Raw genomic sequence first — 17,686 nt, 5'->3', positions numbered from 1 at the left:
CGGCGGTTCGCCGAGGTTTGAGGAAGGCTCGACCGCTGCGACCGCGTCGGAGGTAGCCTACGAAGGCGGCGAGGCGAGACCCTGGACCGGACGACGCCCAGACGCGACGACGCAGCGCCGGAGGCCAGCGATGAGCAAGAAGAAGGCCAGGAAGTCGAACCCCAGCGAGGTGTTGCGCGCCCGGACCGCAGGTGAGCGCGACGCGTCCTCGGCCGGGCCGAAACTGGGTCGAAAGGCCTACGAGGCGGAGCTCGCGGTGCTGCAGGCGGAGCTCGTGGCCATGCAGGAGTGGGTGAAGGCGTCCGGTGCCAAGGTGTGCGTCGTGTTCGAGGGGCGGGACACGGCCGGCAAGGGCGGCACGATCAAGCGCATCGTCGAGCGCGTGAGCCCGCGGGTCTTCCGCGTGGTCGCGTTGCCGTCGCCGACTGACCGGGAGCGGTCACAGATGTACATCCAGCGGTACATCAAGCACTTCCCGGCGGCCGGTGAGGTCGTGATCTTCGACCGCAGCTGGTACAACCGAGCGGGGGTCGAGCGGGTGATGGGCTTCTGCACGCCCGCCCAGACCGACCGCTTTCTGGAGCAGGTCCCTGCCGTCGAGAAGGCCATCGTCGACTCGGGCATCATCCTGCTCAAGTACTGGCTCGAGGTCGGTTCCGACGAGCAGACCCGCCGGATCGAGAACAGGATCCATGACCCGCGCAAGGTGTGGAAGCTCTCTGACATGGACCTGGAGTCCTACAGCCGCTGGTACGACTACTCCCGGGCTCGCGACGCGATGTTCGCCGCTTCGGACACCCCGTGGGCCCCGTGGAACGTCGCCTACACGGACAGCAAGAGGCGTGGCCGGCTGAACGTCATCAGCCACCTGCTGAGCCAGGTGCCCTACGAGCCGCTCGAGTCGAAGGACGTCGAGCTACCGGAGCGTCAGGCGCCGGGTGACTACCGTGCCCCGGCCCTGCCGCCGCGCTTCATCCCGACTCCGTTCTGAGTGCGTCCCTTGTCCAACCCGAGACTCCAGTGGGGTGCCCGGTTCCCCTGCCGGGCGAGCGAGCCGACGTGCAGGAGGTCACCCCGATGACCGTCGACGACACAGACCGGACGACAGCGGACGAGAGACCGGGGCGCGGCGCGTTCACGACGCGCACCCGCCGGCTGTTCCTGGCCTGGGGCACGGCGAGCACCGCGGTCTGCCTGGCCCTCTGCGCCCTGGCCGTGGCCCATCCGGAGATCCTCGACCGCTGGGACCACGTCCTGCAGCTCGGTCCCGACGCGTGGCGTGCCGGTTCACCCTGGCTCGAAGGCCCGCTGGTGGGGATCTCCTACGCCTTCGGCACCGTGGCCAGCGCGGTCGCGACGGCCCTCGTGGCCGGTGTGCTGGTGATCAGGAGGCAGGGTCGGGCGGCCGCGTACGTCGTGGTGGTCATCGCCGGCACCTCGCTCGTGACCAGTGTGCTCAAGCACTACGTCGACCTGGGAAGGCCCGTCGTGGCGCACCCGATCATCGAGTACACGTCGAGCGCGATGCCGAGCGGCCACGCGTCGAACATCGCCGCGGCCGTCACGACCGCGTGTGTGCTGTCGGCTCTGTTCCTCCGCCAGCGCGCGCGTCGCCGACTCCTCCTGGTGGTCGGTGTGCTGGTCTCGCTCGTCGTCGGCCTCGATCGGCTCATGCTCGGGGTGCACACGCCCACGGAGGTGGTTGCCGGCTACGCCCTCGGAGTCGGAGTGGGCCTGATCGCCGCGTACGTCGTCGCCCCGGCGGCGCGGGTCCGTACGGAGCAGGTGGCAGGGTCCCGCCGTCCGGGATCACGCTGAAGGGCGCTTCGCTCGTGAAGCGTGACTCGAGGACCTGACCCGGTGACCAATGGTGCCGGAGCGCCGGGAGCTGCGGTCATCGGCGGCCCAGCCGCGAGGCCACGGTCGAGGACGCGCGTCCGAGTCCGGCACCGACGGAAGCGCCGACCAGCACGTCGCCGGGGTAGTGCACCCCGGTGTACACGCGCGAGAACGCCACGACTGCCGCAGACACTCGTAGGGGCCATCGCAGCCCTGGCACCATCGCGCTGGTCGCGACGCAGAATGCCGCCGCGGACGCTGAGTGCCCCGAAGGAAAGGAGGCCGATGACGGCATGCCCACCCATCGGGACTCGGGCACGCCCAGCTCGATGCGCCGCGGGCGACGACGGGCTGCCAGCTTCATCGGCTGGTTGACCAGGAGGGAGGTCACCCCGATCGCGGCTACCCCCGTGAGGGCGGCACGGCGCCCGCTCGCCCCACCGAATGCGGCCAGGCCCCCCGCCACGAGGAGCCAGGGTTTGGAGAAGTTGGCGAAGTCTGACGCCCGGCGTAGCGGCTCGTCGAGCCACGGTGTGTTCAGCTCTGCCACGACGCGATAGGCGCTGCGGTCGGCCGCGTCCAATCTCCGCAGCAGCCGCACGACCCCGGCCAGGCGAGGCGAGCCGCGACTCTCGAGGCCCTTGGCGAGCAGCGCTTCGACAGGCTCGGGCGGGGTCGGACCGCTCATCCGGCCCCCGCTTCCCGCCCGGTTGCAACCTGCCAGAGCGCAGCGAGTGTCGACCTGGCAGTGATGCGTGTGGGGCGCGCAGCACGCGACCGTCGAAGAGCCGCGCGCGGAAGTCGGACCGTGACCGCGCCGGGGCGGATGGTGAAGCGCAACGGGGGGTCGAGGACCAGTGCCTCGCCATCGACGCCGACCTCCACGCGCCCCGCAGAGCGCACGTCGAACTCGGACGCCGTCCACTCATCCCACCCGGAGAAACGCTGGACCTGACCGGTCATCTCCAGAGCAGCGAGCTTCTCGGCGTCCGCCGCCGAGCCGACTCGCAGCGAGACGACCCCGAGCACGCCGCTGTCGAGCCGCTCTCGCGTGCCCCCGCCGCGGAGGTGAGCGAGATCGTAGGGGTTGTTGGAAACCAGCAGCAGCTGACCCGGAACCGCCTCCTCACCGGAGGGCAGCGTGTAGTGCAGGTCGAGAGCGTTGGCCCCGGGTCCGAGCATGTCGGGCAGCAGGGCCGAGGCGGTCTGCACCTTCGCGTCCCGGTAGTCCGCCGACTGCACGACCTTGGCGTAGACGCCCATCGACGCGTTGTTGACGAAGACGCGCCCGTTGATCTCAGCGAGGTCGACCCTCGTGTCGACTCCGTCGTCGAAGGCATCCAGCGCACCGGGCACGTCTTCGCGGTCGATGCCCAGGTCGAGCGCGAAGTGGTTGCGCGTCCCTGCGGGCACGACGACGAAGGGAAGACCGTGCCGACTCGCGATCGAGGCGACGAGCGCAAGCGAGCCGTCCCCTCCGGCCATCCCCAGCAGATCCGCGCCGCGCGCGACCGCGTCCTCGGCCACTGCTCGCAGGTCGTCGCCGGGGTTGAGGACATAGGGCTCCACACCACGCTGCCGGCAGAGGTCGACGAGGCCGAAACGCTCGACCTTGCCCCCGCCGGACCGCGGGTTCATGATGAGGACCGCCTGCCTCGCCCTGGGTGCGGCCTCGGCGTCGTCGGCCTGGGCTGTCGGGGCCAGTGCGTAGCCGGCCGCTGCGGTGGAGACCGCGGCGAGTGCGAGCCCGACCGCCAGCACACGACCGCTCTGGCTCGCGAGGATCACCGCGACGAAGCCGACCAGGGCGATGGCCCCGAGCGCAGCGGCAGCTGCTCGGACGGCGCCCCTGCGGGACACGACGTACCACGCAGCCACCACCGCCACCCCGAGCGAGACCACACTGGCCAGCAGGACGTCCCAGCGGCGGATGGAGACGACCGCGAGGAACAGCAAGGCGGCAGCGAACGCTGTCAGCGCGAGTGCTGCCGAGGCTCTGCGAGCGGCGCTGCGTCTGCCGCCACTGTCGGACGTCGTCATGCCGGCTCCTTCGGAGAGCGCCAGCCGGCACCGGTCTGGCGCCGGAACTCGGCGACGGCCTCGTCGACCGTCGGGAGGAAGTGCTCCGGGGAGATGGTGCGGGTCAGCTCGTACCGCTCGATCTTCGCACGCACCGGATCCTTCATCTCCGCAAAGACGAGAGACACCCCACGCTCGTTGAGCCACGTGTCGAGGTCCTCCAGCATGTCCGAGGCCGTCGTGTCGACGTCCGTGATCGGCTCGGCGGCGACGACGATCCAGCGCAGCGCCGGGTCGTCGTCGACCATCGCGCGCACGTTCTCGCCGAAGCCCCGGGCGTTGGCGAAGATGAGCGGCGCGTCGAACCGATAGACGATCAGCCCGGGCAACCGCTCCGCGTCCGGGTAGCTCTCGGTGTCGTGCAGTCCCGCAACCCCCTCGACGCGCCCGAGCTCGGCCTGGTGCGGCCACCAGGTGCGGCGAAAGACGTTGAGGATGGACAGACCCACCGCGATGAGGATGCCGGGCAGCACCCCGAGGAGGGCCACACCGAGCAGGGCGATGAGGGACAGGAGGAACTCCGTCCGGCGCTGCAACCAGAGCCGACGAGTGCCGGCGACGTCGGTCAGCGACACGGCCGCCGCGATGACGATGGCGCCGAGCGTGGGTTGCGGCACGTACTGCATGAGGGCGTTGGCGAAGAGCAGGACGGCGGCGATCACTGCGGCGCCGACCACCCCGGTGACCTGGGACCGGGAGCCGGCCTGTTCCGCCACCGCGGTCCGCGAACCGCTGGTGCTGACCGGGAAGCCCTGGAACGCGCCGGCGGCGATGTTGGCTGCTCCGATGCCGATCATCTCCTGGTTTCCCTGGACGCGTTCGCCCTGACGGGCCGCGAAGGCCGAGGCCGTGGACATCGTGTCGGCGAGAGCGACGACGGCGATGGCCAGCGCCCCGAGGAAGAGGGGCGGGACGTCGCCCCAGCCCACCTGCGGGATGGTGAACGTCGGGAGACCTTGTGGGAGGACCCCGACCGTGTCGACCCCGTGGGCCTGGAGCTCTAACACCTTGACCAGGAGAGCGGTCAGCACCACGATCACCAGCACGCTCGGGACCTTCGGGATGAACCTGTTGAGGAGCAGGATGCCGGCCAGGGCACTGACCCCGATGACGGCCGCCGTACGGTTGGCCGAGCCCGTGAACAGCCCGGACACGAAGGCGTTCGCCTCGGCCACGAGACCGCTCGCGTCGGTGGAGAAGCCGAAGAGCTTGGGTAGCTGGCCGACGATGATCGTGAGCGCCAGCCCGTTCATGTAGCCGATCTGGGTCGGCTTCGACAGCAGGTCAGCGACGAAGCCGAACCGGGCCAGTCCCGCAACGACCATGACGACGCCGACGAGGACCGCCAGCATCGACGCGAGCGCGACGGCTCGGGCAGGGTCTCCACCGGCGAGCAGGAGGGGAAGGATCGTCGCCGCGATCATGGGCCCCAGCGACGAGTCCGGTCCCAGCACGAGGACCCGCGAGGGCCCGAAGACCGCATAGCCGATCAGGCACAGGATCGAGGTGTACAGCCCCGTGACGGGCGGAAGCCCGGCGAGCTGTGCATAGGCCATTCCCTGCGGCACCAACAACGCGGACAGGACCAGACCGGCGACGACGTCCTTCGGCAGCCAGGACCGCTCGTAGGAGCGCACCAGTCGCAGACCGGGGACGTGCTCCTTCCACGTGCGCTCTCCGACATCAGGTCGGTCGGTGGGCGCGGCCACGGTCAGCCGAGGTTCTGGGTGCGCATGCCGCGGCCGGCTCGGCCTGCGCCCGAGCGGTCTCGTCCCGCGTGAAGAGCGTTCACAGGTGGAGCCTACAGGCGGGGCGAGCGCCCGTCCCCGTGCTTCATCCGGTTCGTCGAGCCGTCGTTCCGTGGACGGCTCGCCCCAATGTTCGTCGGGCGGTGGACGTGAAGGGACTCGAACCCCTGACCTCTCGCGTGTGAAGCGAGCGCTCTAACCAGCTGAGCTACACGTCCGGGCACCCCTGTGCCGACGTGCTGTCCGGCTGGCGTCGGGGTGACGGAGGGAAACAATAGCCGGTGGTGGCGCGGTCACGGTAATCGCCCCTCGCGAGGCGCCGGTCAGTCGACGCCGGGCACCTGAGTCAGCAGCTGCTCGGCCCACTGGGGCACGAACTGCGGGATGCCCGCCCACGCGAGGTAGCCCCAGATGACGCCCCACACGATGAGCAGGGTGCCGAGGGCGACGAGACCGCGCACCCAGATCGCCTGGTCCATGATCCAGTCGTTCCAGCGGCTGACGTGGCGCCTGGCGAAGTCGAGCCAGCGTTGGGCGAACTCGAACTCGCTCGCGAGGATGAGCAGACCGAAGAAGACGACGAGCCATCCGGGCCCGGGCGCGGGGACCATGATGAGGCCACCGATCGTCACGACGCCGCCGACGACGCCGACGGCCGTGCGCCAGATGACGTGGGTGACGCGGTTGCGGCGCAGGCGCGCCCGCCAGGCCCAGCGGTCCTCGCTCGCGTCGAGCGTGACGTTGGGGTCGGAGTAGTCGACGGGCGGTCGGGTCTCGTCGCGGGTGCGGTCCTCCCCGGTCACGGGTCGCTGTCCCGCTCGGCGTTGCTGCGGAAGACCCGCTGCAGCTCGGTCGTGACGGGGCGGTCGGCGGACAGGTCCCGGTCGTCGACGGCGTGGACGGGCAGGACGTCCTTGGTCGAGCTGGTGATGAAGACCTCGTCGGCGCTGCGGAGCACGTCGAGCGGCAGGGTCTCCTCGCGGATGTCGAGGCCGGCGGCGCGGCCCCACTCGATGGTGAGCTCGCGGGTGATGCCGAGCAGCAGGCCGGACTCGGCCGGCGGTGTCAGCACGACGCCGTCGACGACGACGAAGACGTTGCTCCCGGTGCACTCGCAGAGCTCGCCTCGGGTGTTGCCGAAGACGGCCTCGACGGCGCCCACCTGCTTGGCACGGGCGAAGGCGACGACGTTCTCCGCGTACGACGTCGTCTTGAGCCCGACGACGGCAGAGCGTTCGTTGCGGGTCCACGGGACGACGGTGAGCTTGCCGCTCGACGGAGGGACTGGCTGCGGCGCCGCGAGGACGATGTAGGTCAGCGCCGTGTCGTCGCGGTCGGACCCGAGCGGCCCGACGCCGCCCGTGACGCTGTAGCGCAGCCGCCCGAAGTCGATGGCCGGCCCGTCGAGGACCGCGGCCACCCCCTTGTCGACGACGGTGAGGTCGAGGGGCGGCAGGCCGAGCCCGGTGGCCGACCGCTCGAGGCGTCGGTGGTGTCGCGTCAGCGCGAAGGGGACGCCGGAGGCGATCTTGGCGGTCTCGAAGACGCCGTCACCGACCGTGACCGAGTGGTCGAGCGCGGAGACGGAGGGGCCGGTCGGGTCGACGAGGTCGCCGTTGACCCAGACGCGCGTGGTCGTGCTCATGGTCCCTTCCTGGTGGCTCGGCGGCCGCCCGGAAGGCGCCCGACGGGAGCTCTCATGGTGTCACAGTGCCGGCGGCGAGCCCGATGAGGCGGGCCGCCTTGAGCTCGGTCTCGGCCCACTCCCCCTCGGGGTCGGAGTGCCACGTGATGCCGGCACCCGTGCCGAACCGCAGCCACCGCCGACCCACCTCGTCGTGCTCGGCCCAGAAGGTCCGGATGCCGACGGCGAGGTCTGCCTCCCGGGCGTCGGCGTCGACCCAGCCGACCGCGCCGCAGTACGGGCCGCGGGGCACCGTCTCGAGGTCCCGGATCGCTGTGAGCGCGCTGGACTTCGGCGCCCCGGAGACCGACCCCGGCGGGTAGGCGGCCGTGAAGACGTCGGCCCATCCCACCTCCTCACGCAGGTGCCCGCTGACCGTCGAGACGAGGTGCACGAGGCCCGGGTGGGCCTCGATCGTGCAGAGCTCGTCGACGGAGACGGTCCCGGGCTCGCAGACACCCGACAGGTCGTTGCGCATGAGGTCGACGATCATGACGTTCTCGGCGTAGTCCTTGGGCAGCATCTGCTCGGCGGTCGCGGCGGTGCCCTTGATGGGGCGGGTCACGAGGGACGCGCCGCGTCGCCCGAGGAAGAGCTCCGGCGACGCGCTGACGACGTCGAGGCCTGCCTCATCGCACCGGACCCGCGCGGCATGCGGCGCCGGGTTGCCCTGTCGCAGAAGGGCATCGAGCCCGTCGAGGTCGGCGTCGTCGGGCAGCTCGTGGCTGAGCACGCGGCAGACGTTGACCTGGTAGACGGTCCCGGACGCGATGCGCTCACGCACCTCGCGCACGACGCCGACGTATGCCGTCCGGTCGAGTGACGAGTGCCAGTGGCGGTCGAGCGGCTGCCACGCCACAGCGGACGCCCGGGTGGCCGCGGCGGGCGGCCCGGCGGCATACGCCCTCGGGGTGACCTCGGCGAACCGCACAGCGGTCACGGCACCCTCGAAGGTGGCCACGACGGCCCAGAAGCCCTCGCGCGTCATCGCGTCGAGGGCGTCGTGGCCGTGGCGGACGTCGACGACACCGCGGGCGTCCCGGTCGGCGAAGCGGGCGTGGTCCACCCGCAGATCGTAGGGCCTAGGCGGAGAGGGCCTTCTCGATGTCGCCGGCGAGGTCGGCGGGGTCGGTCGTCGGTGAGTAGCGGCCGATGACCGTGCCGTCGCGGGCGACGAGGAACTTCGTGAAGTTCCACTTGATCTTCTTGCCGAGCAGGCCGCCCTTCTCGGACTTGAGCCACGTGTAGACGGGGTGCTCGTCCGCGCCGTTGACGTCGACCTTCGAGAACATCGGGAAGGTGACGCCGTAGTTCTTCTGGCAGAAGGCGCCGATCTCCTCGTCGCTGCCCGGGTCCTGACCGCCGAACTGGTTGCACGGGAAGCCGAGGACCGTCAGGCCCTGGGCGCGGTAGGTCTCGTAGAGCTGCTCGAGGCCGCCGAGCTGCGGGGTGTAACCGCACTCGCTGGCGGTGTTGACGACGAGGACGACGTCACCGGCGTACTCGCCCAGCGACACCTCCCCGCCGTCGATGGAGGTGGCCTTGAAGTCGTGCAGGACGGTCACGGTGTCTCCTCTGGTGGTCATGCGTCACCCCGATCCTCACCCGTGGAGCCCCAGAACTGCGAATCGGTGGTCGAGCGGGCGTGCGGCGGCAGGGTGCAGCGTCGTCGCGGTGCGTCGTGACGGTGGTTCGGCGCCGTGGACCGCGCGGATGGGTCAGGCCCCCGCGTCGTCGGGCTCGGGGGGCACGTCGTTGCCGTCGCGCTCGTCGCGGTCGGCCCACTCGAGCAGCGTGCTGAAGTCGAAGACGGCGTCGTCGATGCCGGCATGCAGGTCACCGAGGCGGGCGAAGCGCTCGGGCATGGTGGCGATGGTGAAGTCCTGCGGTTCGGCGTCGGCGATCTCGTCCCACGCCAGCGGGGCCGAGACGGTGCCGCGCGGGTTGCCCCGGACGCTGTAGGCCGCTGCGATGGTGTGGTCACGCGCGTTCTGGTTGTAGTCGACGAAGAGGTCCTTCGGCGACCGGTCCTTGCGCCACCACGTCGTCGTCACGTCGTCGGGCAGCCGCCGCTCGACCTCGCGGGCGAACGCCAGCGCGCCGCGGCGCACGTCCTTGAACCCCCAGTCGGGGGCGATCCGGACGTAGACGTGCAGGCCGGAGCCGCCCGAGGTCTTGGGCCAGCCGACGGCGCCGAGGTCGTCGAGGATCTCGTGGGTCGTGGCCGCGGCCCGCCGCACCTTCTCGAAGCCACACTCGGGCATCGGGTCGAGGTCGATGCGCCACTCGTCGGGGCTCTCGGTGTCGGCGCGACGGCTGTTCCACGGGTGGAACTCGACCGTCGACATCTGCACCGCCCAGATGACGTCGGCGAGACGGGTCACGCAGAGCTCGTCGGCGTGGAGGCCGTAGCGCGGGAAGTGCAGACGCACGGTCTCGACCCACGGCGGGGCCCCGGCGGGAAGCCGCTTCTGGTGCACCTTGGGCCCGTCGACGCCCTTGGGGAAGCGGTGCAGCATGCACGGCCGCTCGCGCAGGGCGTTGACGATCCCGGGGCCGACGGACAGGTAGTAGTCGACGAGGTCGCGCTTGGTCTCGCCGCGCTGGGAGAAGTAGACGCGGTCGGGGCTCGACAGCCGCACGGTGTGGTCGCCGACCTCGATCTCGACGGCGGGGGCCTTGCTCGACGCAGCCATGGCCGACAGCCTACGGACCGGACCATCTCCGGCGCGTGAACCGGCCGGCGGCATACGCCCCCGAACGTGCGGAAGGGCCCGCCGACGTGAGTCGACGGGCCCTTCCGACGGAGCGGACGACCGGGCTCGAACCGGCGACCTCAACCTTGGCAAGGTTGCGCTCTACCAACTGAGCTACGTCCGCCTGCCAGGCCCTCGGAGCCGGGGGCTCCGTGGGTGCGAGGTAGACCATAGCGGACGGTCACCCGGTTGGCGAAATGCGCCGAAACCCGCTCTCGGAGTGGCCGTTCGGCTACTTGTCGACGGCCATCTCGCCGAGCTCGGACCACTGCGTCCCGTCGACCGTCGTGTTGACGATCCTCGGGGTGGCCGAGAGGTAGGCCGGCAGGTCGGAGGTGGCCTGGCGGAAGTGGTCGCTCTGCACGTGGGCGCCTCCGGCGGCGTCGTCACGGAAGGCCTCGACGAGGACGTACTCGGTCGGGTCGTCGAGGCTGCGCGACCAGTCGAACCAGAGGCAGCCGTCCTCGGCGCGGGTGGCCTCGGTGAAGGCCCGGGAGATCTCGGGCCAGTCGTCGGCGTGCTCGGGCTTCACGGGGAACTTCGCGGTGATGAAGATCAAGGCAGGTCACTCCTGGGTCTGGATGAGTCGGTCTCGTGTGTGCCGGGAGCGGCGGCGCTCGCGACACGGTCCTCGGGTGGGATACCCAACAGTGGACGCCACCCATCGTGCAGCGTCCTGCCGCTTCATCCCCGGGGGGTGATGTCGGGTGCGGAGTCGGCGCGTTCCATGGAGGTATGTGCCGCTGGATGGTGTACTCGGGTGACCCGATCCTCGCCGAGGACCTGCTCTTCAAACCGGAGCACTCGCTCATCGAGCAGAGCCTCCACTCCCGGATGGGCGCCACGACGACGAACGGCGACGGGTTCGGGATCGGCTGGTACGGAGACGAGCCCCGACCCGCGGTCTTCAAGAGCGTCGACCCCGCGTGGAACGACGAGAACCTCCGCGAGCTCACGACCCAGGTGCGCACGCGCCTGATGTTCGCCCACGTGCGGGCCTCGACCGGGACCCCGGTGCAACGGAGCAACTGCCACCCGTTCCGGCACGACACGTGGCTCTGGATGCACAACGGCGCCGTCTACGGCTTCCACGAGCTCAAGCGCGACCTCATGTTCGCGATCGACCCCTCGCTCTACCCCGACGTCGAGGGATCGACCGACTCCGAGGCGCTCTTCTTCCTCGCCCTGACCTTCGGCCTGCAGGACGACCCAGTCGGCGGTGTCGCCCGAGCCGTCGGTTTCGTCGAGGACCTCGCCGAACGACGCGGCGTGAGCAACCCCGTCCAGGCCACGATGGCCACGAGCGACGGGGAACGCGTCTGGGCCTTCCGCTACTCGTCGCAGCACGAGAGCCGCACCCTCTTCCACTCGACCAACGTGGGTCAGCTGCGCGAGCTCCACCCGGAGGTGGAGATGCTCCGCACCCTCGGTGACGAAGCACGGTTCGTCGTGTCCGAGCCGCTCCGGGACCTGCCGGGCGCCTGGCGTGAGGTGCCGGAGTCGTCCTGCGGCATCATCCAGCCCGGCGACGACGAGTTGCGGCCCTTCGAGCCGGTCCGACCCATCCACGTGGCCTGAGGGCGCCACTCGGCCCGTGCACCCCCGAAGGACTGCACGGGCCGGATGACCCCGGAGCCTGGGTCTCGTCAGAGACCCAGGATTCGGGACTTCTGTGTCTGGAACTCCTGCTCGGTGAGCACCCCCGAGGCACGCAGCTCGCCGAGCTGCTGCAGACGGGCCAGGTCGGCGTCAGGGTCGGGGGCCGCGGGTGGAGGCGGCGGCGGTGGCGCGGCATACTCCTGCGGCGCCTGCTCCGGTGGTGCCTCCTGGGCCGCCCACCGGCCGGCCTGTCGCCGTGACACCCGGTTGGACACCGCGGTCGCGGTCCCCGCGACGACGGCCGTCCGCGCCACCCCACGTAGTAGTCCCATCGTGTTCTCCTCCTTCTCGACTGCGGTTCGTCCTGACGTTCACGAGCCCTGGCACCGACCCGGTGCGGGACGTCGCTGGTCGGCGTCGCTACTCGGCGTCGCCGGCGGCGGCCTCGAGCGCCTCGAGCCGGGCGATGACGGCGTCGGCGGGGAGTCGGACGCTGGCGACGACCTCGGCTCCGGCCCGCCTCATGGCGGAGACGAACGGACCGGCCCAGGTGTTCTCGTAGACGAGGACGGCCACCGCATCCCCGGGCTTCACGAGGTCCGCCGCCGCGGCGAGGTCCTCCTCGTCCAACAGGTCGGACTCGACGCCTTCGAACACGGCGAGGTCGAGCGTGCCGTCCCCGTCGAGGTCGGTGATGGCAACCGCGGTGACCGTCCCGTCCGCGTCCCGGACGAGGCCTCGCATGTCGAGCACCCGGATGGTGCCGGCGTCGACGAGCCTGACCAGCTCGGCCAGACCTTCGCCCGTGAGCCGGGCGCCGGGAAACTCCAGCGCAAGGTAGTCGATCGGTCCGACATCGACGTTGACACTCATGTCTGCCTCCTTGGCGACTCTCGACTGACACCCCGACACTCGTCCCGGGGCCGGTCCCCGTGCATCGCTCCACGAGGATGAGTTGACCGTGACCTGTCGACGGCGTTGATCAGCTCACGGGGTCGTGACCCGGCGTCGGGTCGCCGACCTGGTGCACCGCGGTGACGCCGATCCCGAGCGTCTCCAGCAGGGCCAGGACGCGCGGCAAGGCCTCGGGGTCGGCCGTCGGCAGACTGAGGACCGTCGCGCCGCCGACGTCACGTCGCGGGATCGTGCCGAGGGCGTCGGCGAGGTCCGCTGACAGCTGCCCGTCGACGACGACCTCGTACACCTGCATGCTGCGCCCCACATCCCGATCTCGGCGATGCCCTTCCGCGGCATTCGCCCACGTGGTTACTCTGGAGGGGATCCAGACATCCCCGCATCCCTCAGCGGGGGTGACCTCTTGGGAAGCAGGGGCACCCATGGTCGGTCCACGCCACGCCCGGATGTCTGTGCCCCTCCCATCGGCCGGCGCCATCGACCGGTTGCGGCTGACCCCACTGCTCGAGCGGCGTCCCGTGACGGTGCTCTCCGGCATGGCGGGGTTCGGCAAGTCGACGCTGCTGTCCGAGACGGTGCGACGCCAGCAGGTCCGCGGAGCGGGATTCTGGCTGACCGTCGACGACTCGGACCGGGACCCGGTGCGTCTGGTGTCGGATCTGCTGGCCGCGGCCAGCCTCGCCGGCATCGAACAGCTCACCGCGGCCCTGGCTCCGCTTCGTGCCTCGTCGCTGCGTGCCGAGCCCGTGGCCCTCGTCGACGCGCTGCTCGAGGCGCTCTACGACACCGCTGAGCCCCTCGTCCTGGCCCTCGACGACGCACAGCACCTCGCAGGGGCCAAGGCGTCGGCAGAGCTGGTCAACCACCTGCTCAGATGGGCCCCTGCCAACATGCGCGTCGTGATCGGCGCGCGGGTGGTGCCGCCGCTGCGGCTGCAGAGACTGCGGCTCGACGACCACCTCACCTACCTCGCCCACAGCGAGCTCGCCTTCAGCGCCGACGAGACGGCCGAGGCGGTCAAGGCGTCCGGCCTCGAGCTGGACGGCGACACCGTGGCCTCCATCCACGAGGCCACGGGCGGGTGGCCCGCCGGGGTCCGCATGGCCATCCTCGCGGCCCGCCACGACGACCGACCCCGCAACGTGCCGGTCGAGCTGCGCCGCGACCGGGCGCTGGCCGAGTACCTCGCGACGGAGGTGCTCGCAGCCCTGAGTGACGAGATGCGCGACTTCGTCCTCGACAGCTGCCTCGACGAGCTGGTGTGCCCATCCCTCATCGACGGCATCCGTGGCACGACCACCGCCGAGGCGCTCCTCGAGCAGTGCCTGTCCGACGGGATCTTCCTGTCGCGGGGAGCGGCTCCCACGGACGAGCCCTGGTACCAGTGGCACCCGCTCTTCGCCAGCCACATCCAGCGCCGTCTGGCGACGGATCGGCCCGAGCGGGCCGTCCAGCTGCACTCCGCAGCGGCAGCCTGGTGGGTCCGCGTCGACGCGCCGACGGCGATCAGGCACGCCGTGGCCGCGGGCGACGGTGACATGGCGTCGCGCATCTTCTCCGAGCACTGGCTGGAGCTGTTCCTCGAGGGTCGGGTCGACGCCGTCACGGACGCCGTGCAGCACCTCCCGCACGCCGTCGCGGACAGTGCCGACGTGCACCTGGCCCAAGCGCTCGTCCTCGTGCGCCGGGGCCGGCTCGACGCCGCCCGCGCCGAGATCGCCTCTGCTCGACGCGCCGTGGAGCGGCTGCCGCAGCAGGACCAGGACGGGATCGAGGAGCGCACGGCGATCGTCGAGCTCTTCCTCACCGGCTACGACCAGGGGCTGGGCGCCGCGGTGGAGTCCGGGGAGGCGATGCTGGAGCGGCTCGCCCGGGGCGGCCGCGCCCCGGACCCGGCGGTCCAGGCGTCCCTGCAGGTCTTCGTCGGGATGGGCGAGGCGCGCCTCCAGACCCACGACGAGCTGCCCCTCGAGATGCTGCGGGCCTCGGCGGCCACCGCTCACGACAGCGGCCTGCTCGCGCTCGAGCTCACCGCCCTGGCCGAGTCCTGCATCCCCGCGATCGCCGAGGGCCGGCTGACCGAGGTGCACGACCTCGCCGTCGACGTGTTGGCCCGGGCCGCGGACCGCGGCTGGGTCGGTCTCGTGACGCTCGCCCCTGCGGTCGCCTACCTCGGCTGGCTGGACTACTGGCGGGGCAACCTGACCCAGGCGAGGGACCAGCTCGAACGCAGCCTGTCGATGGTGCTCCCCTTCGACCTGGAGCTGCGGGGGCTCACGCTGAACTTCCACGCGAAGACGTGCCTGGCGCTCGGTGACACCAAGGCCGCCAGGGCCAGCATGTCCGAGATCGGCGCCATGATCAGCTCCCATCCCCAGATCCCGTGGTGGCCCTCCATGCTCGACGGCCTGGAGGGGCTGGCCCTCATGGCCGAGGGTCGGAAGCCCGAAGCCGTCGCCCTCGCATCCTCGGCCCCGCTGGAGACCGACTACCGCCTCGCGCCGGCTCACCGTGCCAGGGTCCTGCTGCTGGCAGGTGACCCCGAGGCTGCGCTGGCAGAGATCTCCCGCGTGCCGATGGGCGGGGGGTTCGTCCACCTCACCTGCCTCGGCCGGTGCATCGAGGCAGAGGCCCGGTCCAAGCTCGGGCGAGCCGATGCCCATGCCTCCCTCGAGCTCGCCCTCGCGGCGGCCGAGCCCGACCAGCTCTACGGGCCGTTCCTCGCCGGCGGCAAGACGATGGCCCAGCTGCTCAAGGCGCACCTGCGCCACGGGACGAGCCACCCCGCTGCGCTGACGCAGGTGCTCGCGCGCCTCTCGAGGCAGCACGAGCACCACGTGCCCGGGTGGGGTGAGCGCCTCACCGACCGTGAGCGGGTGATCCTCCAGTACCTGGCGACCAACCTCACCAACGCCGAGATCGCCGAGGCCGAGTTCATCTCGCTCCACACGACGAAGACGCACATCGCGCACATCTACCAGAAGCTCGGGGTGGGCAGCCGCCGGGCAGCGATCCGTCGGGCCGCCGACCTCGAGCTCTACTAGGCCCGACCCCGCACCTCGCTCGACCGGCCGTTCCCGCGCGTTCGGCGTCCATCTCCCCCTCGGCGGATGACGCACGGTGCCAGGACCTCGCGACATCCTGCGACAGAGACGTGGACACCCCCGTCACGAGAGGGGCCAGCATGCGAGCGATCGTGGTCGTGGCCGGTGACGTCGACGAGCGCGACGTGTGGCCGTATGCCGTGTGGTCCGACGGCGACGGCACGAGCACGACGCTGACCGTCACCGTGCACGACAGCCAGGAGCTCGTCGGCGTGCTCGCCGCGCTGACCGCGCTGGGGCTCGAGGTCATCTCGACCCGGCTCGTCGACGAGCCGGGTGGCCCCGCTCCCTCCGACCCCCGTCGCTGACACCCGATCTCGCTCTGGGAGAGCGATGCCGCACTCCCCTCGGCGGGATGAATGTAGGGCTCGACAACAGGTCAATCCACTCGACCGTCGCAGCACGCGGCGGCACTGAAAGGTCGGTCTTCACCATGGACTTCTGGAGCTTCTTCTGGCTGCTCGTCTGGTCCTTCTTCTTCGTCGCCTACCTGATGATGCTCTTCCAGATCTTCGGTGACCTCTTCCGTGACGAGTCGCTGGGCGGCGTCGCGAAGGCCATCTGGGTCATCGTGCTCATCTTCTTCCCGCTGATCTCGGCGCTGGTCTACGTCATCGTCCGCGGTCGCGGCATGGCCGAGCGCACGATGAAGCGCACCTCTGAGCAGATGGCGGCACAGGAGGACTACATCCGCACCGTCGCCGCGCCCAAGTCGTCGTCCATCGAGGAGCTGACGCAGGCCAAGGCGCTGCTCGACGCCGGCGCCATCTCGCCCGAGGAGTTCGCACAGATCAAGTCCCGGGCCCTGGCATGACCCCGACCGCCCCGGGTGCGCTTCGGCCGGCCGGGGCCGTCGACCGTGACCGCCTGCTGGCCACGTTTCTCGGGCTCGTGGCCGTGGACAGCCCGACGGGCCACGAAGGCTCGATCGGCACGGTCCTCGAGGCTCGCTACCGCGAGCTGGGCTGCTCGACCACCATGGACGACATCGGCAACATCGTCGCGGTCTACCCGGGCACGCGGCCCGGAACGATCCTCGTGTCGACGCACATGGACACGGCCGGCACCGACCGCGGGATCGTCCCCATCATCGGGGACGACGGGGTCATCCGGACCGACGGCTCGACGATCCTCGGGGCCGACGACAAGTCCGGGCTCGCCGGTTGCCTGGAGCTGCTCCGGCTGCTCCAGTCCAACCGCGGATGGACCTTCCCGACGATCGAGTTCGTGTCGACCGTCGGCGAGGAGCGAGGTCTGGTCGGCTCACGTCATCTCGACGTGAGCCGGCTCGACGCGACGCACGGCTTCGTCCTCGACACCGCGGGCGTCATGGGGTCGATCACCTACTGGTCACCGACCTCGGTCTACCTCACCATCACCGTCCGCGGCCGCAAGGCCCACGCCGGCGTCGAGCCCGAGAAGGGCATCAGCGCCGTGCGGGTGGCCGCACAGGCCATCGCCTCGATGCCCCTGGGGCGCATCGACGAGGAGACGGTCGCCAACATCGGCACCATCCGGGGCGGCGAGGCCCGCAACATCATCCCCGACACGGTCGAGCTCGAAGGGATGGCGCGCAGCCACGACCAGGACAAGCTCGACCACCAGCTGGCGGCGATGCGGAGCGCGTGCCAGCGCGCGGCCGACGAGGCCGGGGCGACGGTGGACTTCGCGGCGGAGGAGATCTACAAGACGTACAAGATCGCCGAGGACGCCCTCCCCTACCGAGAGGCAGCCACGGCGATCCGGTCCCTCGGCCTCGAGCTCTCTCCACGCAAGTCGGGTGGCGGCACGGACGGAAACTACTTCAACGCCAAGGGAATCCCGTGCGTGGCCTTGCCGACCGGCATGGTCGACGAGCACGCAACCAGTGAGCACATCGCCATCGACGACATGGTGCTGGCCTGCCAGACCCTCGTCGCGATCGTCACCCAACCAGCTCAGGAGTGAGCGCCATGAGACACC

19 protein-coding genes and 2 tRNA genes are annotated in these 17,686 nt (G+C 70.8%); 7 read left to right on the top strand and 14 right to left on the bottom strand.

Annotation, left to right across the window (positions count from 1 at the left end; translation table 11 throughout):
• Positions 1 to 130 precede the first annotated feature (130 nt).
• Together ppk2 and AC1DW8_RS00295 are read left to right on the top strand one after the other, a co-directional pair.
• The gene (gene ppk2 / locus AC1DW8_RS00300; RefSeq protein ID WP_478091037.1) at positions 131 to 991 is read left to right on the top strand and encodes a polyphosphate kinase 2; all 861 of its coding nucleotides are present in this window, start codon (positions 131 to 133) and stop codon (positions 989 to 991) included.
• 86 nt (positions 992 to 1,077) lie between these two features.
• Positions 1,078 to 1,818, top strand: a complete 741-nt coding sequence (locus tag AC1DW8_RS00295) for a phosphatase PAP2 family protein (protein WP_478091035.1) — start codon at positions 1,078 to 1,080, stop codon at positions 1,816 to 1,818.
• A gap of 76 nt (positions 1,819 to 1,894) precedes the next feature.
• Here the strand turns inward: AC1DW8_RS00295 and AC1DW8_RS00290 are convergent, their stop codons facing one another.
• From AC1DW8_RS00290 to AC1DW8_RS00240, 11 genes are all read right to left on the bottom strand, one after another.
• On the bottom strand, positions 1,895 to 2,527 hold the full coding sequence (locus AC1DW8_RS00290) for a phosphatase PAP2 family protein (protein ID WP_478091033.1): 633 nt from the start codon (positions 2,525 to 2,527) through the stop codon (positions 1,895 to 1,897).
• Positions 2,524 to 3,879: a diacylglycerol/lipid kinase family protein gene (locus AC1DW8_RS00285; RefSeq protein ID WP_478091031.1), complete on the bottom strand. Its 1,356-nt coding sequence runs from the start codon at positions 3,877 to 3,879 to the stop codon at positions 2,524 to 2,526. Before AC1DW8_RS00285 ends, AC1DW8_RS00290 begins: the two co-directional genes overlap by 4 nt.
• Entirely contained in the window at positions 3,876 to 5,627 is a 1,752-nt protein-coding gene (locus tag AC1DW8_RS00280) for a SulP family inorganic anion transporter (protein WP_478091029.1), read from the bottom strand. The genes AC1DW8_RS00285 and AC1DW8_RS00280 overlap by 4 nt, the downstream gene beginning before the upstream one ends.
• Positions 5,628 to 5,810: 183 nt before the next feature.
• Positions 5,811 to 5,884, bottom strand: a tRNA-Val gene (locus tag AC1DW8_RS00275).
• Positions 5,885 to 5,989: 105 nt separating this feature from the next.
• Positions 5,990 to 6,469 carry a TIGR02611 family protein gene (locus tag AC1DW8_RS00270; protein WP_442273393.1) on the bottom strand — a complete coding sequence of 160 codons (480 nt, stop codon included), beginning with the start codon at positions 6,467 to 6,469 and terminating at the stop codon, positions 5,990 to 5,992.
• Positions 6,466 to 7,311: an aminotransferase class IV gene (locus AC1DW8_RS00265; RefSeq protein ID WP_478091026.1), complete on the bottom strand. Its 846-nt coding sequence runs from the start codon at positions 7,309 to 7,311 to the stop codon at positions 6,466 to 6,468. Before AC1DW8_RS00265 ends, AC1DW8_RS00270 begins: the two co-directional genes overlap by 4 nt.
• 52 nt (positions 7,312 to 7,363) lie before the next feature.
• The gene (locus tag AC1DW8_RS00260) at positions 7,364 to 8,416 is read right to left on the bottom strand and encodes a chorismate-binding protein (RefSeq protein ID WP_478091024.1); all 1,053 of its coding nucleotides are present in this window, start codon (positions 8,414 to 8,416) and stop codon (positions 7,364 to 7,366) included.
• Between the two features lie 16 nt (positions 8,417 to 8,432).
• Positions 8,433 to 8,915, bottom strand: a complete 483-nt coding sequence (locus AC1DW8_RS00255; protein WP_056777297.1) for a glutathione peroxidase — start codon at positions 8,913 to 8,915, stop codon at positions 8,433 to 8,435.
• A gap of 153 nt (positions 8,916 to 9,068) precedes the next feature.
• On the bottom strand, positions 9,069 to 10,046 hold the full coding sequence (ligD, locus tag AC1DW8_RS00250) for a non-homologous end-joining DNA ligase (RefSeq protein ID WP_056777299.1): 978 nt from the start codon (positions 10,044 to 10,046) through the stop codon (positions 9,069 to 9,071).
• 111 nt (positions 10,047 to 10,157) lie between these two features.
• A tRNA-Gly gene (locus AC1DW8_RS00245) sits at positions 10,158 to 10,230 on the bottom strand.
• Positions 10,231 to 10,338: 108 nt separating this feature from the next.
• Entirely contained in the window at positions 10,339 to 10,665 is a 327-nt protein-coding gene (locus AC1DW8_RS00240; protein ID WP_478091022.1) for a putative quinol monooxygenase, read from the bottom strand.
• Between the two features lie 176 nt (positions 10,666 to 10,841).
• On the opposite strand from AC1DW8_RS00240, the gene AC1DW8_RS00235 reads away from it, so the two are divergent.
• Positions 10,842 to 11,684 (top strand): class II glutamine amidotransferase, encoded by an 843-nt coding sequence (locus AC1DW8_RS00235; protein WP_478091020.1) that lies wholly within the window; start codon positions 10,842 to 10,844, stop codon positions 11,682 to 11,684.
• A 68-nt stretch (positions 11,685 to 11,752) separates the two neighbouring features.
• Here the strand turns inward: AC1DW8_RS00235 and AC1DW8_RS00230 are convergent, their stop codons facing one another.
• The 3 genes from AC1DW8_RS00230 to AC1DW8_RS00220 form a co-directional block, all read right to left on the bottom strand.
• Positions 11,753 to 12,037: an SHOCT domain-containing protein gene (locus AC1DW8_RS00230; RefSeq protein WP_056777308.1), complete on the bottom strand. Its 285-nt coding sequence runs from the start codon at positions 12,035 to 12,037 to the stop codon at positions 11,753 to 11,755.
• 88 nt (positions 12,038 to 12,125) lie between these two features.
• Positions 12,126 to 12,578 carry a DUF6325 family protein gene (locus AC1DW8_RS00225; RefSeq protein WP_056777311.1) on the bottom strand — a complete coding sequence of 151 codons (453 nt, stop codon included), beginning with the start codon at positions 12,576 to 12,578 and terminating at the stop codon, positions 12,126 to 12,128.
• Between the two features lie 109 nt (positions 12,579 to 12,687).
• Entirely contained in the window at positions 12,688 to 12,915 is a 228-nt protein-coding gene (locus AC1DW8_RS00220; protein WP_056777314.1) for a hypothetical protein, read from the bottom strand.
• A 151-nt stretch (positions 12,916 to 13,066) separates the two neighbouring features.
• On the opposite strand from AC1DW8_RS00220, the gene AC1DW8_RS00215 reads away from it, so the two are divergent.
• The 4 genes from AC1DW8_RS00215 (at position 13,067) to AC1DW8_RS00200 (ending at position 17,671) form a co-directional block, all read left to right on the top strand.
• Positions 13,067 to 15,664: a helix-turn-helix transcriptional regulator gene (locus tag AC1DW8_RS00215; RefSeq protein ID WP_478091016.1), complete on the top strand. Its 2,598-nt coding sequence runs from the start codon at positions 13,067 to 13,069 to the stop codon at positions 15,662 to 15,664.
• Between the two features lie 140 nt (positions 15,665 to 15,804).
• The gene (locus AC1DW8_RS00210) at positions 15,805 to 16,032 is read left to right on the top strand and encodes a hypothetical protein (RefSeq protein WP_056825321.1); all 228 of its coding nucleotides are present in this window, start codon (positions 15,805 to 15,807) and stop codon (positions 16,030 to 16,032) included.
• A gap of 125 nt (positions 16,033 to 16,157) precedes the next feature.
• The gene (locus AC1DW8_RS00205) at positions 16,158 to 16,538 is read left to right on the top strand and encodes an SHOCT domain-containing protein (RefSeq protein WP_056777323.1); all 381 of its coding nucleotides are present in this window, start codon (positions 16,158 to 16,160) and stop codon (positions 16,536 to 16,538) included.
• On the top strand, positions 16,535 to 17,671 hold the full coding sequence (locus tag AC1DW8_RS00200; RefSeq protein WP_478091013.1) for a M20/M25/M40 family metallo-hydrolase: 1,137 nt from the start codon (positions 16,535 to 16,537) through the stop codon (positions 17,669 to 17,671). Before AC1DW8_RS00205 ends, AC1DW8_RS00200 begins: the two co-directional genes overlap by 4 nt.
• Positions 17,672 to 17,686: the final 15 nt, after the last annotated feature.

The sequence above is a fragment of the Terrabacter sp. P2_E3 genome, from assembly GCF_056403915.1.
This window is presented reverse-complemented; position numbering and strand designations above follow the sequence as displayed.

Excerpts from the sequence above, each read along its gene's own strand:
- ligD (WP_056777299.1), bottom strand. The coding sequence starts at position 10,046 with ATGGCTGCGTCGAGCAAGGCCCCCGCCGTCGAGATCGAGGTCGGCGAC.
- AC1DW8_RS00210 (WP_056825321.1), top strand. The coding sequence starts at position 15,805 with ATGCGAGCGATCGTGGTCGTGGCCGGTGACGTCGACGAGCGCGACGTG.
- AC1DW8_RS00285 (WP_478091031.1), bottom strand. The coding sequence starts at position 3,879 with ATGACGACGTCCGACAGTGGCGGCAGACGCAGCGCCGCTCGCAGAGCC.
- AC1DW8_RS00230 (WP_056777308.1), bottom strand. The coding sequence starts at position 12,037 with ATGGGACTACTACGTGGGGTGGCGCGGACGGCCGTCGTCGCGGGGACC.
- AC1DW8_RS00235 (WP_478091020.1), top strand. The coding sequence starts at position 10,842 with ATGTGCCGCTGGATGGTGTACTCGGGTGACCCGATCCTCGCCGAGGAC.
- AC1DW8_RS00215 (WP_478091016.1), top strand. The coding sequence starts at position 13,067 with ATGTCTGTGCCCCTCCCATCGGCCGGCGCCATCGACCGGTTGCGGCTG.
- AC1DW8_RS00200 (WP_478091013.1), top strand. The coding sequence starts at position 16,535 with ATGACCCCGACCGCCCCGGGTGCGCTTCGGCCGGCCGGGGCCGTCGAC.
- AC1DW8_RS00290 (WP_478091033.1), bottom strand. The coding sequence starts at position 2,527 with ATGAGCGGTCCGACCCCGCCCGAGCCTGTCGAAGCGCTGCTCGCCAAG.
- AC1DW8_RS00265 (WP_478091026.1), bottom strand. The coding sequence starts at position 7,311 with ATGAGCACGACCACGCGCGTCTGGGTCAACGGCGACCTCGTCGACCCG.
- ppk2 (WP_478091037.1), top strand. The coding sequence starts at position 131 with ATGAGCAAGAAGAAGGCCAGGAAGTCGAACCCCAGCGAGGTGTTGCGC.
- AC1DW8_RS00225 (WP_056777311.1), bottom strand. The coding sequence starts at position 12,578 with ATGAGTGTCAACGTCGATGTCGGACCGATCGACTACCTTGCGCTGGAG.
- AC1DW8_RS00220 (WP_056777314.1), bottom strand. The coding sequence starts at position 12,915 with ATGCAGGTGTACGAGGTCGTCGTCGACGGGCAGCTGTCAGCGGACCTC.
- AC1DW8_RS00295 (WP_478091035.1), top strand. The coding sequence starts at position 1,078 with ATGACCGTCGACGACACAGACCGGACGACAGCGGACGAGAGACCGGGG.
- AC1DW8_RS00205 (WP_056777323.1), top strand. The coding sequence starts at position 16,158 with ATGGACTTCTGGAGCTTCTTCTGGCTGCTCGTCTGGTCCTTCTTCTTC.